The sequence below is a fragment of the Microbacterium sp. genome (assembly GCF_049661145.1).
Classification (GTDB): Bacteria; Actinomycetota; Actinomycetes; order Actinomycetales; family Microbacteriaceae; genus Microbacterium.
Window position 1 is genome coordinate 1 of sequence record NZ_JBASZT010000366.1, and the last position, 17034, is coordinate 17034.

Annotated in this window: 15 protein-coding genes and 1 pseudogene; 3 read left to right on the forward strand and 13 right to left on the reverse strand. The window is 70.9% G+C overall.

The features are described from left to right. The 4 genes from WBP48_RS15050 to WBP48_RS15065 form a co-directional block, all read right to left on the reverse strand. Positions 1–620 (reverse strand): response regulator (locus WBP48_RS15050; RefSeq protein ID WP_424441566.1); only part of this gene is annotated, 620 nt, incomplete at its 3' end. Next, positions 617–1900, reverse strand: coding sequence for a sensor histidine kinase (locus WBP48_RS15055; protein ID WP_424441567.1), 1284 nt, complete (start codon positions 1898–1900; stop codon positions 617–619). The genes WBP48_RS15055 and WBP48_RS15050, both read right to left, overlap by 4 nt. Next, a complete protein-coding gene (locus tag WBP48_RS15060; protein ID WP_424441568.1) occupies positions 1901–2752 on the reverse strand; it encodes an ABC transporter permease in 852 nt (283 codons plus the stop codon). Further along, positions 2749–3657, reverse strand: a complete 909-nt coding sequence (locus WBP48_RS15065) for an ABC transporter ATP-binding protein (protein ID WP_424441569.1) — start codon at positions 3655–3657, stop codon at positions 2749–2751. Before WBP48_RS15065 ends, WBP48_RS15060 begins: the two co-directional genes overlap by 4 nt. Positions 3658–3889: 232 nt before the next feature. Here WBP48_RS15065 and WBP48_RS15070 point away from each other — a divergent pair, with 232 nt between their 5' ends. After that, positions 3890–5338, forward strand: coding sequence for a DUF222 domain-containing protein (locus tag WBP48_RS15070; protein ID WP_424441570.1), 1449 nt, complete (start codon positions 3890–3892; stop codon positions 5336–5338). Between the two features lie 31 nt (positions 5339–5369). On the opposite strand, the gene WBP48_RS15075 is transcribed toward WBP48_RS15070, so the two are convergent. The 3 genes from WBP48_RS15075 to WBP48_RS15085 form a co-directional block, all read right to left on the reverse strand. After that, positions 5370–6116, reverse strand: coding sequence for a sulfite exporter TauE/SafE family protein (locus WBP48_RS15075; protein WP_424441571.1), 747 nt, complete (start codon positions 6114–6116; stop codon positions 5370–5372). Positions 6117–6318: 202 nt separating this feature from the next. Then, a complete protein-coding gene (locus WBP48_RS15080) occupies positions 6319–7116 on the reverse strand; it encodes a transglutaminase-like domain-containing protein (protein ID WP_424441572.1) in 798 nt (265 codons plus the stop codon). Between the two features lie 434 nt (positions 7117–7550). Then, entirely contained in the window at positions 7551–9449 is a 1899-nt protein-coding gene (locus WBP48_RS15085) for a cation:proton antiporter (RefSeq protein ID WP_424441573.1), read from the reverse strand. Between the two features lie 682 nt (positions 9450–10131). On the opposite strand from WBP48_RS15085, the gene WBP48_RS15090 reads away from it, so the two are divergent. Continuing rightward, positions 10132–10359 (forward strand): ribbon-helix-helix domain-containing protein, encoded by a 228-nt coding sequence (locus tag WBP48_RS15090; RefSeq protein ID WP_424441574.1) that lies wholly within the window; start codon positions 10132–10134, stop codon positions 10357–10359. Beyond that, positions 10352–10801, forward strand: coding sequence for a putative toxin-antitoxin system toxin component, PIN family (locus WBP48_RS15095; RefSeq protein WP_424441575.1), 450 nt, complete (start codon positions 10352–10354; stop codon positions 10799–10801). The genes WBP48_RS15090 and WBP48_RS15095 overlap by 8 nt, the downstream gene beginning before the upstream one ends. Positions 10802–11052: 251 nt before the next feature. Here WBP48_RS15095 and WBP48_RS15100 read toward each other — a convergent pair whose 3' ends face one another. The 6 genes and pseudogenes from WBP48_RS15100 to WBP48_RS15125 form a co-directional block, all read right to left on the reverse strand. Then, the gene (locus tag WBP48_RS15100; protein WP_424441576.1) at positions 11053–12042 is read right to left on the reverse strand and encodes an Lrp/AsnC family transcriptional regulator; all 990 of its coding nucleotides are present in this window, start codon (positions 12040–12042) and stop codon (positions 11053–11055) included. Positions 12043–12081: 39 nt separating this feature from the next. Continuing rightward, complete coding sequence (locus tag WBP48_RS15105; RefSeq protein WP_424441580.1) at positions 12082–13527, reverse strand: amidase; 1446 nt, start codon at positions 13525–13527, stop codon at positions 12082–12084. A gap of 5 nt (positions 13528–13532) precedes the next feature. Then, positions 13533–14771, reverse strand: coding sequence for an amidohydrolase (locus tag WBP48_RS15110; protein WP_424441577.1), 1239 nt, complete (start codon positions 14769–14771; stop codon positions 13533–13535). A 95-nt stretch (positions 14772–14866) separates the two neighbouring features. After that, on the reverse strand, positions 14867–15589 hold the full coding sequence (locus tag WBP48_RS15115; RefSeq protein ID WP_424441578.1) for a hypothetical protein: 723 nt from the start codon (positions 15587–15589) through the stop codon (positions 14867–14869). 26 nt (positions 15590–15615) lie between these two features. Beyond that, positions 15616–16365 (reverse strand): DUF5058 family protein, encoded by a 750-nt coding sequence (locus WBP48_RS15120; protein WP_424441579.1) that lies wholly within the window; start codon positions 16363–16365, stop codon positions 15616–15618. After that, positions 16269–16751: pseudogene (locus WBP48_RS15125) on the reverse strand (hypothetical protein); the annotation flags it as partial. The gene WBP48_RS15120 and the pseudogene WBP48_RS15125, both read right to left, overlap by 97 nt. Positions 16752–17034: the final 283 nt, after the last annotated feature.

The following is a 17034-nucleotide window of genomic DNA, read 5'->3' on the forward strand; positions in this document are numbered from 1 at the left end:
GCGGGCAGCAGGCCCAACTCCATCGCGCGCGTCACGGCGCGGGTGCGGCCGTCGACCCCGAGCTTGGTGAACGCCTTCTGCAGGTGCGTCTTGACGGTCTCCTCGCCGATGTACAGCGTCGCGGCGATCTCCCGGTTCGAGCGTCCCGCCGCGACGGCGGTCAGTACCTCCAGCTCGCGCGGGCTCAGCGTGGGTGTGGGAGGCGCCGCGGCGGCGCGCACGAGCTGCGCGGCGATCGAGGGCGCGAGCGCCATGCCGCCGGCCGCGACGGAGCGGACGCCGGCGAGGATCTCCTCCTCCGGCGCGGCTTTCAGGAGATACCCGTGGGCGCCGGCCTCGATCGCGGCGAGGATGCTGTCGTCGCTCTCGTACGTCGTCAGCACGACCACGCGCACCTGCGGCTGGTCGGAGAGGATGCGCGCCGTCGCCTCGTCGCCGGCGAGGCCGGGCATCCGCAGATCCATGAGGACCACGTCGGGATGCTGCGCCGCCGTCAGCTGTACGGCTTCGACGCCGTCCGCTGCTTCGCCGACGAGCTCGAGATCCGCCGCGGAGCGGATGAGCGCGGCGATGCCGGAGCGCACGATCGGATGGTCGTCGGCCACCAGCACGCGGATCATGTCGTGACCTCCGCGGGGTGTGCTCCGGCATCCGCCTCGTCAGGGGATTCGTCAGCGGATTCGTCAGGGGATTCGTCGAGCGGCACATCGACCGGGACGGTCGCCGTGATCGTCGTTCCGTCCGCACCGCTACGGATGTCCCACGCGCCACGGGCCTGAATCAGGCGTTCACGCATGCCGGGCAGGCCGTAGCCGGTCGACGGCGCGGCCGGGTCGAAACCTATGCCGTCGTCGGTGACGCGGAGGACCGCCCGGTCGCCCGCCGCGGTCAGCTGCACCGTGACGGCCGTGGCCCGGGCATGTTTGCGGACGTTCGCGAGCGCCTCCTGCGCGACGCGCAGCAGGACCACCTCGCGATCCCGGCTGAGCGTCGGCAGCCCGTCGATCCGGACGTCGACCGCGACGCCGCTCTCGGCGGCGAAACGCTCGGCGACACGACGCACGGCGGCCGGTGCGCCACCGCCCTCGCTTTCCTCGGCCCAGGGCGGCGGCGCGGAGGCGGTGACGAGCGCCCGCGCCTCCGCGAGAGCATCGCTGGCGAGCGTCTCCAACACGGTGACCAACTCACGTGACTCGGCTCCGGCATCCTCGGCGTCCTCGGCGTCGGCATCCGCGGCAACCTTCCCGGGCAAGCCGCTCCGCAGGCGTCGCAATCCCATCACGAGCCCGGTCAGATCCTGCGCGACCGTGTCGTGCACGTCGCGCGCCCAGCGCTCCCGCTCGGCGGCGGCCCCGGCTTCGCGGCTCGCCGCCGCGAGTGCGGTCCTCGTCGCCGTGAGCTCGGCGACGAGCGCTCTGCGGGCCTCGCTTTCGTCGTGGATCGCCCAGACCCACAGGCCCATCGCGATCGCGAACACGAGCGATAGGCCCGCCGAGATCGCTCCGCTCGTGATGCCTTCGACGCCGACTCCGCGTGCCACGAGGAATCCGGCGGCGACGGACGCCGCCAGCGCCGTGCTCGCTCCGACCGCTTCGCGGCGGTTGCGCGAGGTGGTCCAGATGATCGGGTACCCGATGGCCTGCACCGTGGCCAGCAGAGGAAGTGCCGTCACCGCGAGTCCCGATCCGATGACGACCGCCGTCTGCAGCGCGAGAGCCGCGCCGCGGTCCGCCGCCAGCTGCGCGCGCCGTCCGAGGGTGAACCACGCCGTCGCGATGAGGACGAGTCCCGCCATGCCCGCGATGGCTCGCGGCACCGAAGGCTGGGCGAACCACGCGACCATCAGGCCGAGCGCGCATGCCGCACCGACGATGAGGTCCCACCAGCGACTCCGGGTCACTCACCCATCCTTGCGGATCCAGCGGAACGTCAGTCGGCAGGCGACGAGCCCGACCACGAGCCACGCCGCGAGCACGAGGGCGCCCGTCGCGAGTCCCCAGCTGCCGCCGGGCTCTGCGGCTTCGAAGGATGCAGGGAGGAATGCGGCGCGCATTCCGCTGGCCATCCACCGCAGCGGGAAGACGCCCGCGACGGACTGCAGCCACTCGGGGAGCATCGTGAAGCTGAGATAGACGCCGGAGATGAACTGCAGCACGAGCGCGATCGGGATGATGACCGCGGTCGCCGACTTGCCGCTGCGCGGCAGCGCCGAGATCGCGATGCCGAGGACCGCGCTGGTCGCGACCCCCAGCAGGAACACCCACGCGAACGTGAGCCACGCCGAAGCATCGGTCGGCAGCGGCACCTGGAACGCGATCGCCGACACCGCGATGATGAGCGCGGACTGCAGGACGGCCGTGACGAAGACCTGCCCGATCTTGCCGATGAAGTAGCTCGTCACCGGCAGCGGCGTGCCGCCCAGGCGCTTCAGCGTGCCGTCGCTGCGCTCCACGGCGATGTCGACCCCGAGGTTCTGCACACCGGACAGCAGGATGCCGGCGGCGAGCATGGCGGGCAGGTAGTACGCGGCGGCGGTGACCTCGTCTCCCGGAGGGCCGAAGCTCTGGCTGCTGAACGCGGTCGAGAAGATCGTCAGCATGAGCACCGGGAACAGGAAGGTGAAGAAGACGGTGTCGGTCTGCCGGAAGTAGCCGAGCACCTCGTAGCGGATGCGCGACAGTCCGATCCGCAGTGCGCGACCCGCGGGCAGCGGCGTGACCCAGGCGGATGCCGGGGTGGCGACGGCGTTCATGCGAGTACCCCCTCAGCGACAGTGGGCTGGTGCGCCGCGACGAGCTCGAGGTAGATGTCCTCCAGGCTCGGGCGGATCACCTCCAGCCCCTCCGGTTCGCCGCCATCGGGGGCGCGGTCGGCGAGGGCAGCGACGAGTCGGGCGGGGTGGTCGGTGCGTTCCTCGCGCAGCGTGCCGTCGGCATCCCGCCACCGCACGATCGGCACGCGGGCGCTCGCGTCGCCGAGTTCGTCGATGGGGCCGAGCGCGACGATGCGTCCCGCGGCGATGACACCGGCGCGGTCGGCGAGCTGCGCGGCCTCATCGAGGTAGTGGGTCGTGAGGAGGATGCTGGTGCCCTCGCGTTTGAGGCCGCGGATGAGGTCCCAGAACTGCCGGCGCGCCTCGGGATCGAACCCGGTCGTCGGTTCGTCGAGGAACAGCAGCGCCGGGTTGCCGATGATGCCGAGGCCCACGTCGACGCGTCGGCGCTGCCCGCCGGACAGTCGGCGGATCTGCACTTTCTCGCGGCCTTCGAGTCCGACGGCGGCGATGACCTCGTCGACATCCCGCGGGTTCGGGTAGAAGCCGGCGAAGTGGGTGAGCTGCTCGCGGACGGTGACGAGTCCGGTCTCGCCGGTGGTCTGCAGCACGATGCCGAGCCGCGCCTTCCAGTCGAACCCACCGTGCTGCGGGTCGACGCCGAGCACACTGACCCGGCCCGCCGTGCGATCGCGGTAACCCTCCAGGATCTCGATGGTCGTGGACTTGCCGGCGCCGTTGGGCCCGAGGAGGGCGAACGTCTCGCCCTCGCGGATGTCGAAGGAGATGCCGTCCACGGCCGTGAAGTCCCCGTAGCGGCGGGTGAGGTCTTCGACCTCGACCGCGCTGCGGGTGCTCGCTGTGCTCGTGCCGACTGTGCCCATGCTCCCAGCCTGGCCTTGTTGCGGTGCGGGCGGCATCCCCCGATCGGGGGACTCCGAACGCGGCGCGGAGCGAGCCGATGCGGCACGTTCACGCCGATACCTGCGACGAGCGGTGGCCGCCGCGCCTGCTCGGGTTGTCCACAGGGCGCTTGTCTTCGAGTTGTCCACAGGTCTGGTTTGGCGGCGTTGATCGGGGGTTTGGATGTCGGTGGCCCTCGTCAGAATTGGGGGTATGAACGGCACCGCGACCACCCTCGACGCACGTGTGGAGTCCCCGCTCGAGCGTCTCGCCGGGCTGGATGCCGAGTTGAGTGGGCTTGTCGACGAGATGCTGGCGGACGGCGGGCTGTCGTCGGCAGACGATGCCGACGTGTTGCGGGTGCTGGCGGTCGCGGGGCGGGTGCAGCGGCGCGCGGAAGCGCTCCAGGCTGCCGCGGCGGCGGTTGCGGATGAACGGTCGAACCCGGCGCGGCCACGGGAGGAGCGGATGACGACCCGTCACGGTGCCCGCACGGTGGGGGAGCTGGTGCAGCGGGTGACGTTGTGTTCGAGGGTGAGCGCCAACGATGTGGTCGCCGCGGGTCGTGCCGCGTTCGGGGGTCGTGACCCGTACGGTGAACAGCTCCCGGCACGGTTCCCGGCGGTCGCTGCCGTGTTCCGTGCGGGGCTGGTCGGTATCGACGGGCTCCTCGCGGTCTCGAAAGTGCTCGGCGGCGCTGCCGGGCGGGTTGATCCCGACGCGCGAAACGCCGCGGATGTGGAGTTGGCGGCCGCGGCGATCGGGTGCGGCGCCGACGGTGCCCCGGCATCCGACGCGGACATGCTGCGGCAGATGGCGCACGTGTGGTTGGCGTGGCTGGACCCTGACGGCGTCGAACCGAAAGCCGACCGTGCCGAGCGGCGGCGGTCGTTCCTCTTGGGGCGAGAACGCGACGGGCTCGTGCACGTGTGGGGCGACCTGCTGCCCGAAACGGCCGCGCAGCTGCAGCTGGTGTTCGACAGCATCCTCAACCCCGCTGCGCAGCCGGCAGGGCGGATGTTCCGGGCGGAGGGCGACGGGCAACCCGCGGATGCGACGGCGGATCGGCGCACCCGTGGGCAGAAGCAGCACGACGCGCTCGCGACGTTGTTGACCAGGGGTGCCGCGTCGGGATGGGTGCCGTCGCTGGGCGGTGCGGCGCCGACGCTGGTGGTGTGGGCGCGGGAGGGAGACCTCACCGATGCCGGCGGGTCGGGTGTGGCGCATCTGCCGGGGCAGGACGCTCCCGTCCCCGCCGGAGTCGCCCGGCATGCCGGCTGTGACGGGGCGATTCTCCGTGTCACCGCGGATCAGGGCGGGCGGGTGGTGTCGCTGGTCACGAAGGATCGGGTCTTCAACCATCAGCAGCGGAAGGTGATCGCCGCCCGTGATGGGACGTGTGTCATCCCGGGGTGCCGGGTCCCGGCATCCTGGTGTGAGATCCACCACGTGGTCGAGCACTCCCGCGGCGGGCCGACGTCGACGGACAACGGCGTCGCGTTGTGCTGGTTTCACCATCACACGATCGACACCGGCGTGTGGCAGGTCCGCACGCGAGACGGGGTGCCCGAGATCCGTGGACCGTCCTGGTGGGACCCCCACCGGGCGTGGCGCCCGACCACCACATCACCGCTACGCCTCCGCGAACGCATCGCACGATGAGCTACGGGCGTGGTCGCGGTCGCGGCTCGTTTCAGGGGGCGAGGAGGAGGTATACGGCGGTGGCGGTCGTGAGGATCAGCACGATGCTGTCGAAGGTGCGCTGAGTGAGCCGGCCGGCGACGAACCACCCGAGCAGGGCACCGACGACCACGGCGGGCACGAGGAGCAGATCTATCCACAGTCCCGCGGGGGTGAGGAGACCGAGGCCCCAAGCGATCGGGAGTTTTGTGACATTGACGATCGCGAAGAACCACGCCGCCGTGCCGAGGAACGCCTTCACGTCGAAGCGTGCCGCGAGGAAGTACAGCGACATGACGGGTCCGCCGGCGTTGGCGACCATGGTCGTGAAGCCGCCGAGCACGCCATAGCCGACGAGAGCCGCGCGTCCGTCGGCGACCGGGACGGCCGCCGCGGGCCGGCGCCGCAGCCACACGGTGACGACGACCAGGAGCAAGAGTGTCGCTCCGATGACCCGCCGCACGCCGGTGTCGTCGGCGATCGCGAGGAAGCCAGCGCCCAGCGCCACCCCGGCGACGACAGCGGGTGTGAGGCGGAGCAGTGTCGCCCACTCCGCGTGCCGCCGGTATAGGGCGAGAGCGAATATGTCGCCGACGATGAGGAGCACGAGGAGCGTCGCCGTCGAGGTCTTCGCCGGGAGCACCGCCGCGAAGATCGCGACCGCGAGCGCCCCCGCGCCGGGGAGCGCCGTCTTCGAGATGCCGACGACCACCGCCGCCGCCGCGAGCAGCACCCAGGACAGGACGCTCAGGTCGGTCATGCCAGGGTGCTCCGGAGATCGCTGTGGGGCGCTCCCGTCGACGAGGGCGCCCCACAGACGATACAGATCACGCGCGGATGCTGGAGATCTCGTGCAGCGCGCGCCGCCGCCGGTGCAGCAGCGCTCCTGCGCGTCAGCTTTTCAGCGGCGCTGCCGCGCCGTGGGGGCGAGAAAGTCTGGCACATGCTGCGAGACTTTCGCATCAGCGGATCGACACGAGCCGGTCGAGGTCGTCGCCGGGCAGGGTGCCGGCCGTCGCAGTGACGGTGGCCTCGGTGAGCTGCGCGGCGCCGCTCATGACGTTCAGGAAGGCGGTGTCCGCGGCATCCCGTCCCGTCGCGATGCGTGTGAGGGTCCCACGTGGCGCGAGCGTCGTGGCGTCGACGACGTGCCACGCGTCGTTCACCCACGCCTCGGCGACGGCGTGAAAGTCCATCGGGTCGAGGCCCGGTGCGTATACGGCGACGAGGCGCGCCGGGACGCCGCTCGCGCGCAGCAGCGCGACGCACAGGTGGCTGAAGTCGCGGCATACGCCCTGGCGGTTCAGCAGCGTGCGGACGGCGCCATCGGTCGGCAGGCTCGAGCCGCTGACGTAGGCGAGCTGGGTGCCGACCCACGACGACACGGCGGTCAGGAGGTCCTCAGGGTCGTCGATCCCCGCGAACTGCGCCGCCGCGGTCGGCGCGAGGGCGTCCGACTCGGCGTAACGGCTCGGGCGGGAGTAGACGAGCAGTTCGGTCTCGCTCGCGGTGAGCGGCTCGGCCCGTCCGTCGATCGTCGCGGCGTACTCGACGACGAGTTCGCCCGGGGCGGCGGTGAGGCGGTGCAGTCGGCCGCCGTGCTCGTCGGGCAGTTCACGAACCTCGACGCCCACGCCGTCGAGCAGGGCGGAGAAGGTCTCGGATGCCGGGACGTACGCGTCCGAGACGGCGATGGCGAACACGAGGTCGGCGGTGTCGGTGACGTTGAGGACGATTCGGCTGGTGACAGTACGTTGCATGGTCCTAGCGTCGCATGGGCGGGCGACCGCGGCCAGGCCTTGACAACCGGGGGGCTGGCGGGGCTCGGTTGTTGCGGGGTCGTGAATGGTCGCTTCGGGGCTGGGATTGCGACCAGGTGTGGCCTCTCCGTCTCGCCGGTGGGCTGGTGTGAAGCTGGCGGGGTCGTGAATGGTCGCTACACGCCTGAGATTGTGACCAGATGCGACCCGGCGGCGACGCGGCGATGTGCGGCGTAGGCGGGCGCGCGCGGCGGGGAGTGGCGGCGGGGGAGCTGGCGAGATTTTCCGCATCTCGCGGCGCCCTCACGGAGAGGGCGGGCGTCGCGCAGCGCGTCAGCTTTTCAGGGGCGATATCGCACAGCGCATTGGCCTTTCAGGGGCGCTGCCGCGCCGTGGGTGCGAGAAAGTCTGCCCAGGGATGCGGGACTTTGGCGTCAGTCGAGCTGCTCAATGCCGCGCAGGCGCACCTCGTCGAGATCGAGGTGCGCCTCGACGCGACGCATCACGAGATCGTCGATCGTGCCCTCGCGGCGCAGCCGCAGCAGCACGTCGCGCTTGCGGTCGAGGATCGCGAGCTTGAGCCGGGTCGCCTCCTCGAACCGGACGATGGGGGAGCGCTGGGTCAGGTCGATGCCGGTGCTCGTCGCGAGCATCTCCAGCGACGTGACGGATGCCGACGCGGACCCGTCCGCCGTGGTGCTCGCCAGGATCGGCCGACGAACGGCGACTCCGCCGGCATCCGTCGCCACGCCCTGACCGTCCCCATCGCGCCCACCATCCGGACCGCGGTCGCCGCCCCCACCGTCGACGGGGCCGCCGACACTCGGGTCCGGGGCGCTGGGGGCGTCCAGCATCCCCTCGAGTTCGACGATCTCCGCGTCGTCGTTCGCGTTCTGCCGCGCGAAGGCGCGGGCGTTGGCGAGTTCGAGCAGCTCGTAGCCCTCGCGGCGCGCCCGATCGCGCACGGCATCGCTGATCCCGTGCTCGACGGCGAGGTCGTCGAGGGCAGCCAGCGCCGCGCCGGAGATCGTGCGCTCGGCGAGCTCGTACTCGTCCTCCGCGACGTCGTCGGCCGGCAGCCGGGCCCACCGCACGACCTGCGGCAGCAGCGGGCCCTGCACGAGCAGGCTCAGCAGGATCACCCCCGCCGTCACGAAGACCACGGCATCGCGCCCTGACAGGTCGCCCGCGCCGGTCACGGTCGCCGGCACCGACAGCGCGATCGCGAGCGAGACGGCGCCGCGGAAGCCCGCGACCGTGCTCACGACAAGGCCGCGATTTCCGGGTCCGCGAAAGCCCGCGGCCGCGCGTGCGACGAGGCCGCGAACAGCATCCGACCGCTGCCCTCCCGCCGCGGCGCGTGGGCGTGAGAACGGTGCGAACAGCAATTGGAACACGTACCTCACGGCGATGAGCGCGAGCCAGGCCGCCACCGTGACCGCCAGCAGCAGCCAGATCTGGCGGGGCTCGATGTCGTGCACGACGTACTGCACTTCGAGTCCGATCAGGACGAACAGCGCGCCGTTGAGCAGGTACACGCCGAACGGCCACGCCGCGACGGCCTGTCGGCGGGATGCCGCCGTCGTGATGTGCGGCAGCATCCAGGCGACGATCAGCCCCGCGAACACGACCGCGAGCACGCCGGACGCGTGGACGAGTTCGGCGATCAGGAACGCCGCGAACGGCACCAGCAGCAGGGTCACGTTGATGACGATCGTGGAACGCGAGCGCCGCAGCGCGAGCCAGGCGAGCGCCGCGATCGCGATACCCGCCGCGGCGCCGCCGAGATACGAGACGAGCACCGTCAGGGTCACCGACCACGCCGTCACGCTGTCACCGAGTGCAAGAGAGAGCGCGATCGCGTAGAGCACCAGCGCCGTCCCGTCGTTGGTGAGACTCTCCGCTTTGAGCTTCATGAACATCCGCTGCGGCAGCAGCCGCCCGAGCGCGGCGACGGCGGTCGCGTCGGGCGGGGCCACGGCGGCACCCAGGAGCAGGGCGGTGGGCCACGGCATCCCGAACAGCGTCGCGATGCCCGCCACCGCGAACGCCGATGCGACCACGAGCAACGTGCTCATCGGGACGATGTAGCGCAGCGACCGGCGGACCGCGCGCAGCGACGTCGTGAGGCTCTCCCAGAAGAGCATGACCGGCAGGAACAGCAGCAGGACGGTCTCGGGTGGCAGCTGGATCTCGCGCAGCTGTGGCACGAAGCCCAGCAGCAGGCCGATCGCCACGAGCAGCAGCGGCGTCGCGACGCGCAGCCGCGGCGCGAGGGCCGTGCCGGCGAGGATGGCGAGCCCCAGCAGGACCGTGATCTCGAGACCTTCCACGGCATCCTCCTCACCCGCGGGCCCCCTGTCGACCCGCTGACCCGCTGACCCGCTGACCTGCTGACCCGCTTCGACAACAGCGCCGGAGGGGGCTTCGGCATTCCCTGCCGACGACGCAGACCGGGACGGATGCCGGGTCTGCGCCCAGCGAGCGAGAGCGCGCGCGGCGCCCGCGCGATGAGGTCCGGGGTGCGCTCGACGTGGTGCGGCGTCGCTCCGACGTCGGTCAGATGGATGCCGTCGGCGGATGCCGAGCGGATGAACCCGTGCAAGGCGGATCCGGCGCAGTCCACGCGGAGCGGGACGAAGGAGTCGTTCACGACCGTGCGGAAGCGATCGATGCCGTCGATGCGGCTCGAATGGAGCGGGGAAATCACGGGAAAGGGGTATCCATCTTGGTGCCTCCGCGGTGCGTCGGCTCTGCCTCGTGGTGGCCCCGGATGCTGTCGGCTGGCAATGGTCACATCTTGATGCTCAGGGAGCATCAAGATGTGACCATCCAGCGGGAAACGAACCGGCGGGCACAACCACCACCCGACCTGCTCGGGTCACCAAGATGGATGGCCCACTCACGGGAATCGTCGACACGGAGACCTGGCCTCGTCGCCGGGGTGTAGCGAGGCGCCATGAAAACAGCACGAGCCGCAGCGTCGTGTGCCTCCCAAATGCATACACTCTTTGTATGGCTTCGCAGACTTTCAACATTTCGCTTCCGAAAGAACTCGTCGAGCAGCTCGATGAGCAGGCGCGGCGCGAGTTCTCCACGCGCAGTGAATACATCCGCCGTGCTGTCGTGAAGCAGCTGCGGACCGAACAAGCACTCCAACACGTGTTCGACCGGGCGAACGAGCGGGGGCGGCGTCTCGGCTACGCCTCCGAACAGCAGGTGTACGACGTCATCGATGCGTGACGCTCCGGCGGAGCGGGTCGTCGTCGACGCGAACGTGTGGATCTCGGCGCTCGTGTTCGGGGGGACGCCTCGTCGCGTGTTCGAGGACATCGTGCGGGAGGGGCTGGTCCTGGTCGTCAGCGCCGAGATTCTCACCGAGGTCCGCCGTATCGTCGCAGTGAAATTCCCCGACTTCGTGGCGGACGTCGAAGCGTTGCTTCGCGTGCTCAGTGAGCAGACCGCGACCGTCGCGCTCGGCGCCGTCACCATCACGGCATCCCGCGATCCCGACGACAACCGTGTGATCGAGACCGCCGAACTCGGTGAGGCGCCCCTGATCGTCTCCGGCGACAGTGACCTCCTCGACCTCGGCAGCTATCGGAGTATCGCAATCACGCGGCCGGCCGACTGGCTCACGGATCGCGCAGCCGCCGCCGCACAGCACGACTCTGCAGAGCGCTAGCCACCGCAGCATCGCGGGTGCGGCGACTCCTCACTCTACGCGCCGGCACTCGCCTGCCCTGCCCCGTCGCCGCGGCCGTCGTCGCCGAGAGGGCCGGTTGCCGCCGAGAGGGCCGGTTGGCGCCGACCGGGCCGGTTCTGGACGGCGCGTAAGGGGTGCGGTCGGTGCGTACCGGCGCACTCGGCGAAGGAAGGCGAGGTACGGCGAGGGGAAGGCGAGCGACGGCGCGAGGGATGCCGGGACCTGGCCCGCTATTGGCCGGTCACACTCGACCCGGCCACGGGCGCGCCGTCGCGGTAGCGCACGGTGCCGCGCTTCGCCGCCACGATCACCGGGGACAGGTCGACAGCGGTGATCGCCGGATCGGCGCGGAGGGCGCTGAGCGTGGCGTGCAGCCCGTCGCGGTCGGCGTGGGCGAGTTGGGCGACCAGGCGCGAACCGTCGTCGATGACCCACCGCGCGCTCGGCTGCTGCGCGATCGTCCGCCCGACCTGCTCGATCGAGGACGGCGCGGCCGAAACGGCGATGACCGTCTCGATCGGAAACCCGAGGAGGGCGGGAGCGACGACGGCGCGAATGGAGACCTGACCGAGTGCGACGGCGCTCTCGATGCGGCGGCTCACCGTCGAGGTCGACATTTCCACGGCGCTCGCCACGTCTTCGAGTCGGGCCCGGCCGTCGTGGGAGAGCGCGTCGATGATTCTGCGGGTGGCCTCGTCGGGGGTGACATAGCCGCCGGTGTACGGCGGCGCGTCGGTCGGTGCGTGCAGCGCGCGCAGCTCGTCCTCCGTGAGGATGCCGGGGGACCAGCCCCCGACGGTGCGATAGAACGTCAGTTCGGGGGAGGCGTCAATCGCCGTGACGTCGCCCTGGCGGGCGAGGTCGGCCACGATGTCGCCGAGTTCGTCGTGGGCGTGGAAGTACTCCCCTACGACCTGGGCGGGACCTGCCAGCACGCTCACCCACAGCGTGCGCTCGTCGTCCGCGATGTGGTCGGCGACGGCCCTCAGCGCCCGGGGATGGCACTGCACTCGCAGGAACGTCGCCTCGCCCGAGTCACGGTTGCGCGGATTGCTCTGCGCGTGGATCAGCACGACACCCGACTCGATGAGGCGCGAGCCGCGCCGCGCCACCCGCCGCTCCGGCTCGCCGAGCACGTTCGCGATCCGTCGCCACGACGCCCTTCCGTCGCGCAGCAGAGCTGCAGTGATCCGGCGGTCCAGTGCGTCGAGGTGGGTCACGGCTCCATGCTCGCAGAGTCTCGCCGGCCCGCCGTCCTCTCAGCCGAGTATCGCGGGGGCCTCGCGCCACGCGGGGACCCGCTCTTCGAAGGCCGCCGCGACCCGCAGCAGGAACTCGTCGCGGCGCGGCGCGGTCACCAGTTGCAGGCCCACGGGGAGTCCCTCGTCGGTGAAGCCGCACGGCACGCTCATCGACGCTCCGCCCAGGGGCGTGAAGCGCCACGCGGCGCGCATCCAGTCCAGGTAGTCGTTCTGCGGCACGCCGTCGACCTCGCGCACCCAGCGCTCCTCGACGGGGAAAGGAGGGACCGTCGCGGCGGGCGCCGCGATGACGTCGACCTCGGTGAACAGCTCCGCGAACCGCGCGAACGCCTGCGTCCGCAGCTCGTCGGCCCGCGCGAGATCGGTGGCGGTGAGCGAGAGCCCCCACGTCGTGTTGGCGACGAGTTCGGGCGCGAGGATCTCGGGCGTCGTCGCGACGGCGTCACGGAACCCGGCGGCGTAGCCGTGCGCCCGCGGGGTGCGAAACGCCTCGTCGATGCCGGCCAGTTCCGCCTCCAGCGAGTTCTCGATGACCGTCGCGCCGGCGGCGCGCAGTTCGGGCACGGCGCGCTCCTCCAGGACGCGGCGGACGGCCGGATCGATCGCGAGGCCACCGACGGACGGCGACCAGAGCACGCGCAGTCCCGCCAGAATCGACTGGTCGGGGGCCTCTTCGGCGACCCGCGCGAAGCGCGAGCCGTCGCCGGGGAAGGTGATCGGACTGCGCGGCGATTCGCCCGCGATGACCGACAGCAGCAGCGCCGCATCGCGGACGGTGCGCCCCATCGGCCCCTTGACGGGCAGCGTGTTCCACAGGTCGCCTCCGGGGCTCATGGGCACGACGCCGGGCGTCGGGCGGAACCCGACGACGTTGCAGAAGGATGCCGGGTTGCGCAGCGATCCGCCCATGTCGGAGCCATCGGCCACCGAGACCATCCCCGCGGCCAGCGCGGCGGCCGCACCGCCGGACGAACCGCCCGCCGAACGCGTCGGGTCGTAGGGATTGCGGGTCGGACCGAAGACGTCGTTGATCGTGTGTGAGCCGGTGCCGAACTCGGGTGTGTTCGTCTTGCCGATGGGCACCATCCCGGCGCCGCGCATCCGCGCGACGACGTCGCTGTCGCTCGTCGAGATGTTGTCGGCGAACCGCCGGGAGCCTCGCGTGGTGCGGAAGCCCGCGGCATCCTCGAGGTCTTTGAACGCTGTCGGCAGGCCGTCGAGCGGGCTGCGCAGCTGCCCCGCGGCGCGTCGGGCGTCGGAGGCGTCGGCCGCCGCCTCGGCGATGTCCCGGTCGATCGAGACGACGGCGTTGACCCTGTCGTTGACCTGATCGATGCGGTCGAGGTGGAGCTGCAGCAGTTCCCGGGCGCTGATGGTGCCCGCGGCGAGCAGGTCGATGTGCTCGCGCGCCGTCGCCCGGCACAGGTCGTCGGTCACCTGCATCCCGGTCACGCTGCCTCGTCTGCCGGCGTGACGGCGAGGAAGGCCCCGATCGCGGTGAGTGCGGCCGTGATGCCCGTCGTCATCGCCTCACGCGGATCCGGCGCGAAGTGCGGCGAGTGGTTTCCGGCCGGCGACGCGCCGTCCGCGAACAGCGCCGAGTCGAAGGCCCCGAAGCCCCAGAACACCGTCGGCACGCCGATCGCGTCGCCGAACCATCCGGCATCCTCCGAGCCCATCCCCAGTTCGTCGGTGAGGACGGCATCCGTCCCGGACTGCTCCGCGAACGCGCTCATGACGCGCGGCGTGAGCTCTGGGTCATTGACCAGGCGCGGGAAGGAGTTGAGCTCCGCAATGGTCGGCTCCGGTGCGCCCGCGGCGGCGGCCTCTGCGGAGATGATGCGGCGGATCGACCCGAGCACGTGTGCGCGAACCTCCTCGTCGGGCGTCCGCACGTTGATGCTGAGCTCTGCGGATGCCGGGATGATGTTCTCCTTGAGTCCCGCGTGGAACGTGCCGACGGTCACGACGGCGGGTGTGCGCGGGTCGAGCTCGCGCGAGACGATCGTCTGCAGCCGGACGACGATCCACGACGCGAGGACGACGGGGTCGATGGACTTCTCCGGCTGCGAGCCGTGTGCCTGGCGCCCGTGCACCGTGATCCGCCACGAGTCGGCGAGGGTCGCCATGCGCCCGGGGCGCAGCGCCACCGCCTGGCCCGGGAGCGGCATGACGTGCTGGGCGAGCACGACCTCGGGGCGCGGGGCGCGATCCCACAGCCCGTCGGCGACCATCTCCTTCGCCCCCCAGGCCGTCTCCTCGCCGGGCTGGAAGAGGAGCACGATCGTTCCCGACCAGGCCTCCGGGTGGGCGAGCAGGACCTCGGCCGTCGCCAGCAGCGACGCGATGTGGGTGTCGTGGCCGCAGCCGTGCATCACCGGGGCCGTCGAGCCGTCGGGGAGGATGCCGGTGGCCTCGCTCGCATACTCGAGGCCGGTGTCCTCGGCGATGGGGAGGCCGTCGGTGTCGGCGCGGAAGGCGATCGTCGGGCCGTCGCCGTTCCGCAGCAGGCCGACCACGCCGGTGCCGCCGCAGCGGAAGTTCTCGATGCCGAGGGCGTCGAGTCGCCGCTCGATGTAGGCCGCCGTCTCGTATTCGCGTGAGGACAGTTCGGGGTGGGCGTGGAGGTACCGGTACTCGTCGATCGCCGCGGTCAGGATGGCTTCGTCGGGGAGGAGCGTGCTCATGGGATGATCCTTCGTTTGAGTCTCGCATCAGGTAGGCAGACTTTCTCGCCCCACGGCGCGGCAGCGCCCCTGAAAGTTGTTGCGTGACGCCCGGCTCAGTCGAGCGAGACCTCGGCAGGAGCGGTCGCCTTCTTGTCGCGCAGGAACCAGGCCAGCAGGATCGTGGCGACGACGGCGATCGCCGTGGCGACGTACATCAGCGAGGGGACGAGCGGGATGAGGACGAAGTCCACCAGCACGGCCACGATGATCGCGATGATCGTGGTGCGCACGGCCTTCATCGAGACGATGAGCTGCAGGACGACCGCGCCGAAGACCGCGGGCAGGATGTAGGCGCGGGCCACCGCGATCAGTTCGGGCGGCAGGAGCGACACGAGCCAGGTGCCGAGCGCGCCGACGAGGATCACGAGCGTCGTGAGGTGGACGATGACGGCGCCGATGATGGCCGACCCGGCGATGAGTTCGGCGCGACGCGAGCCGGGCTTCTCATCGAGGTTGGCCTGCGCGACGATCGCGGCCGGCAGCAGCTTGTTGCTGATGTTGCCGATCATGAACGCCTGGTACATCGCGGAGCGGCCGAGGATCGGGTAGTACGAGATCGGCTCGATCACCGCGATGATCGCGAAGGTGGCCAGCACCGCGCCGACGGCCGTCCAGAGCTCTGCACCGGTGATGCCGAGCCCCGTGCCGAAGACGACGTAGAGGGCGGCGGCGAGGGAGACGAGGAAGCCGGCGCCCATCGTGATGGGGCCCCAGATCGAGGTCGTGCGGTCGAACCGGCTCAGATCGCCGGTGGTCACGGGGGAGGAAGTGCTCATGTCGATGTCCTTTCCTTCGAGGTCGATCAGCCGAGCAGGCCGGAGTTCGATGCCATGACGAATGCGGTACCGAGGGCGAAGACGATGGAGATGCCGAGCCCCCATTCCCGCAGCCAGGGCTTGCCGAGGCGGTGGGCGAGGAACAAACAGATGGCCATCACGGCCGCCGAGACGGCGAGGGTGACGACGTGGATGAAGGACTTCTGGGTCTCTTGCAGGGTCAGCGTGATGAACGCGCCGAGGAGGGCGGCGCCGGGGACGATCGTCATGACGGCGGGGTTGACCTTGCGCAGCGTCGCATCGCCCTTGGAGAGCAGCGGCGTGAGGATGAGCGTCGCCAGCATCCACACGAGGCCACCCATGGTCATGGCGGCGAAGGCGATCGCGAAGATCTTCTGGGTGTAGGTGGGGCCGCCCAGTTGGGCGTCCTGCGTTCCCGCGGCGATGCCGGCCGCGGCGAGGTCGAACGCGGCCGATCCGACCAGACCGATCCGGGTGAGCACGGCGGGCGTGCCGAACAGGGGCAGCAGCGAGATCGCGACGAGGGCGACGGCGAGCGACGGGCCGATCGCGGCGACCGCTCCCGTGCGGACCGACGCGTTGACCTGGGCGGGCGTCAGGTCGGCGGCCGCCGCGGAAGAGCGGATCGCGCGGAGGTAGATGAGGGATTGCACGATGATCACGAGGAACACCCCCGCGGCGCAGAGCCACATGACGGGGGAGTCGGCGATGGCGATGATGTCTGTGGATCCGGGGTCAACAGCGTTGGGCGACATAGTGAGCTCCATGGCAGGGGTGAGGACAGGTCACGATGGGGCTCAAGTGTGACCATTAACTGAAGGATCGTTGGGTCAAATGTCGCATCCGACCGCCAATGGTGGGTTTCAGCGGCGTAAATTCCTAGGCGCGACTCTGTTACGGTGCGCGCGGTCAGTGGCCGCAGGCGCAGGCGGTGCCCCACAGGTGCTTCGTCGCGAAGGTCGCGCGGGCGGCGGCCGACGAGGCGGTTGTTCTCGCCGTCGATCGCGACGTCCAGCCGTGCCGAGAACAGGTGCTGGTGCACCGGCGCGAACACGCCGGGTGCGATCTCGGGGGCGTGCGGGTTGTCGGAGCCCCGGATGCCGGCACCGACGAACACGATGCCGGTCGCCTTCGCCTCGACCCGCGCGCCGCGCGCGCCTCCTCGCCGAGCCGCTATGTTTCACCCGAACCGCTATGTTTCGCGCTGTCGTTTCGTGGCGGCTCGGTCGAAACGTAGCGGCTCGGCGATGGGGTGTGTCGGCGACGCCGGGCAGGATGGGGGCATGGACCTGGACCGGCTGCGGCGCGAGCGGCTGCGCTCGCATCGGCTGACGGCGCCGGCGCGCACGGTGACGGATGCCGCCGCGCACCTCATGGCGACCCAGGCACAGGAGTTCTGGGGCGGGAGGTGGGCGCTCGGGGCC

Coding starts and splice junctions, on each gene's coding strand:
- WBP48_RS15060 (WP_424441568.1), bottom strand. CDS start 2,752: ATGAACGCCGTCGCCACCCCGGCATCCGCCTGGGTCACGCCGCTGCCC.
- WBP48_RS15065 (WP_424441569.1), bottom strand. CDS start 3,657: ATGGGCACAGTCGGCACGAGCACAGCGAGCACCCGCAGCGCGGTCGAG.
- WBP48_RS15070 (WP_424441570.1), top strand. CDS start 3,890: ATGAACGGCACCGCGACCACCCTCGACGCACGTGTGGAGTCCCCGCTC.
- WBP48_RS15075 (WP_424441571.1), bottom strand. CDS start 6,116: ATGACCGACCTGAGCGTCCTGTCCTGGGTGCTGCTCGCGGCGGCGGCG.
- WBP48_RS15080 (WP_424441572.1), bottom strand. CDS start 7,116: ATGCAACGTACTGTCACCAGCCGAATCGTCCTCAACGTCACCGACACC.
- WBP48_RS15090 (WP_424441574.1), top strand. CDS start 10,132: ATGGCTTCGCAGACTTTCAACATTTCGCTTCCGAAAGAACTCGTCGAG.
- WBP48_RS15095 (WP_424441575.1), top strand. CDS start 10,352: ATGCGTGACGCTCCGGCGGAGCGGGTCGTCGTCGACGCGAACGTGTGG.
- WBP48_RS15105 (WP_424441580.1), bottom strand. CDS start 13,527: ATGCAGGTGACCGACGACCTGTGCCGGGCGACGGCGCGCGAGCACATC.
- WBP48_RS15110 (WP_424441577.1), bottom strand. CDS start 14,771: ATGAGCACGCTCCTCCCCGACGAAGCCATCCTGACCGCGGCGATCGAC.
- WBP48_RS15115 (WP_424441578.1), bottom strand. CDS start 15,589: ATGAGCACTTCCTCCCCCGTGACCACCGGCGATCTGAGCCGGTTCGAC.
- WBP48_RS15120 (WP_424441579.1), bottom strand. CDS start 16,365: ATGTCGCCCAACGCTGTTGACCCCGGATCCACAGACATCATCGCCATC.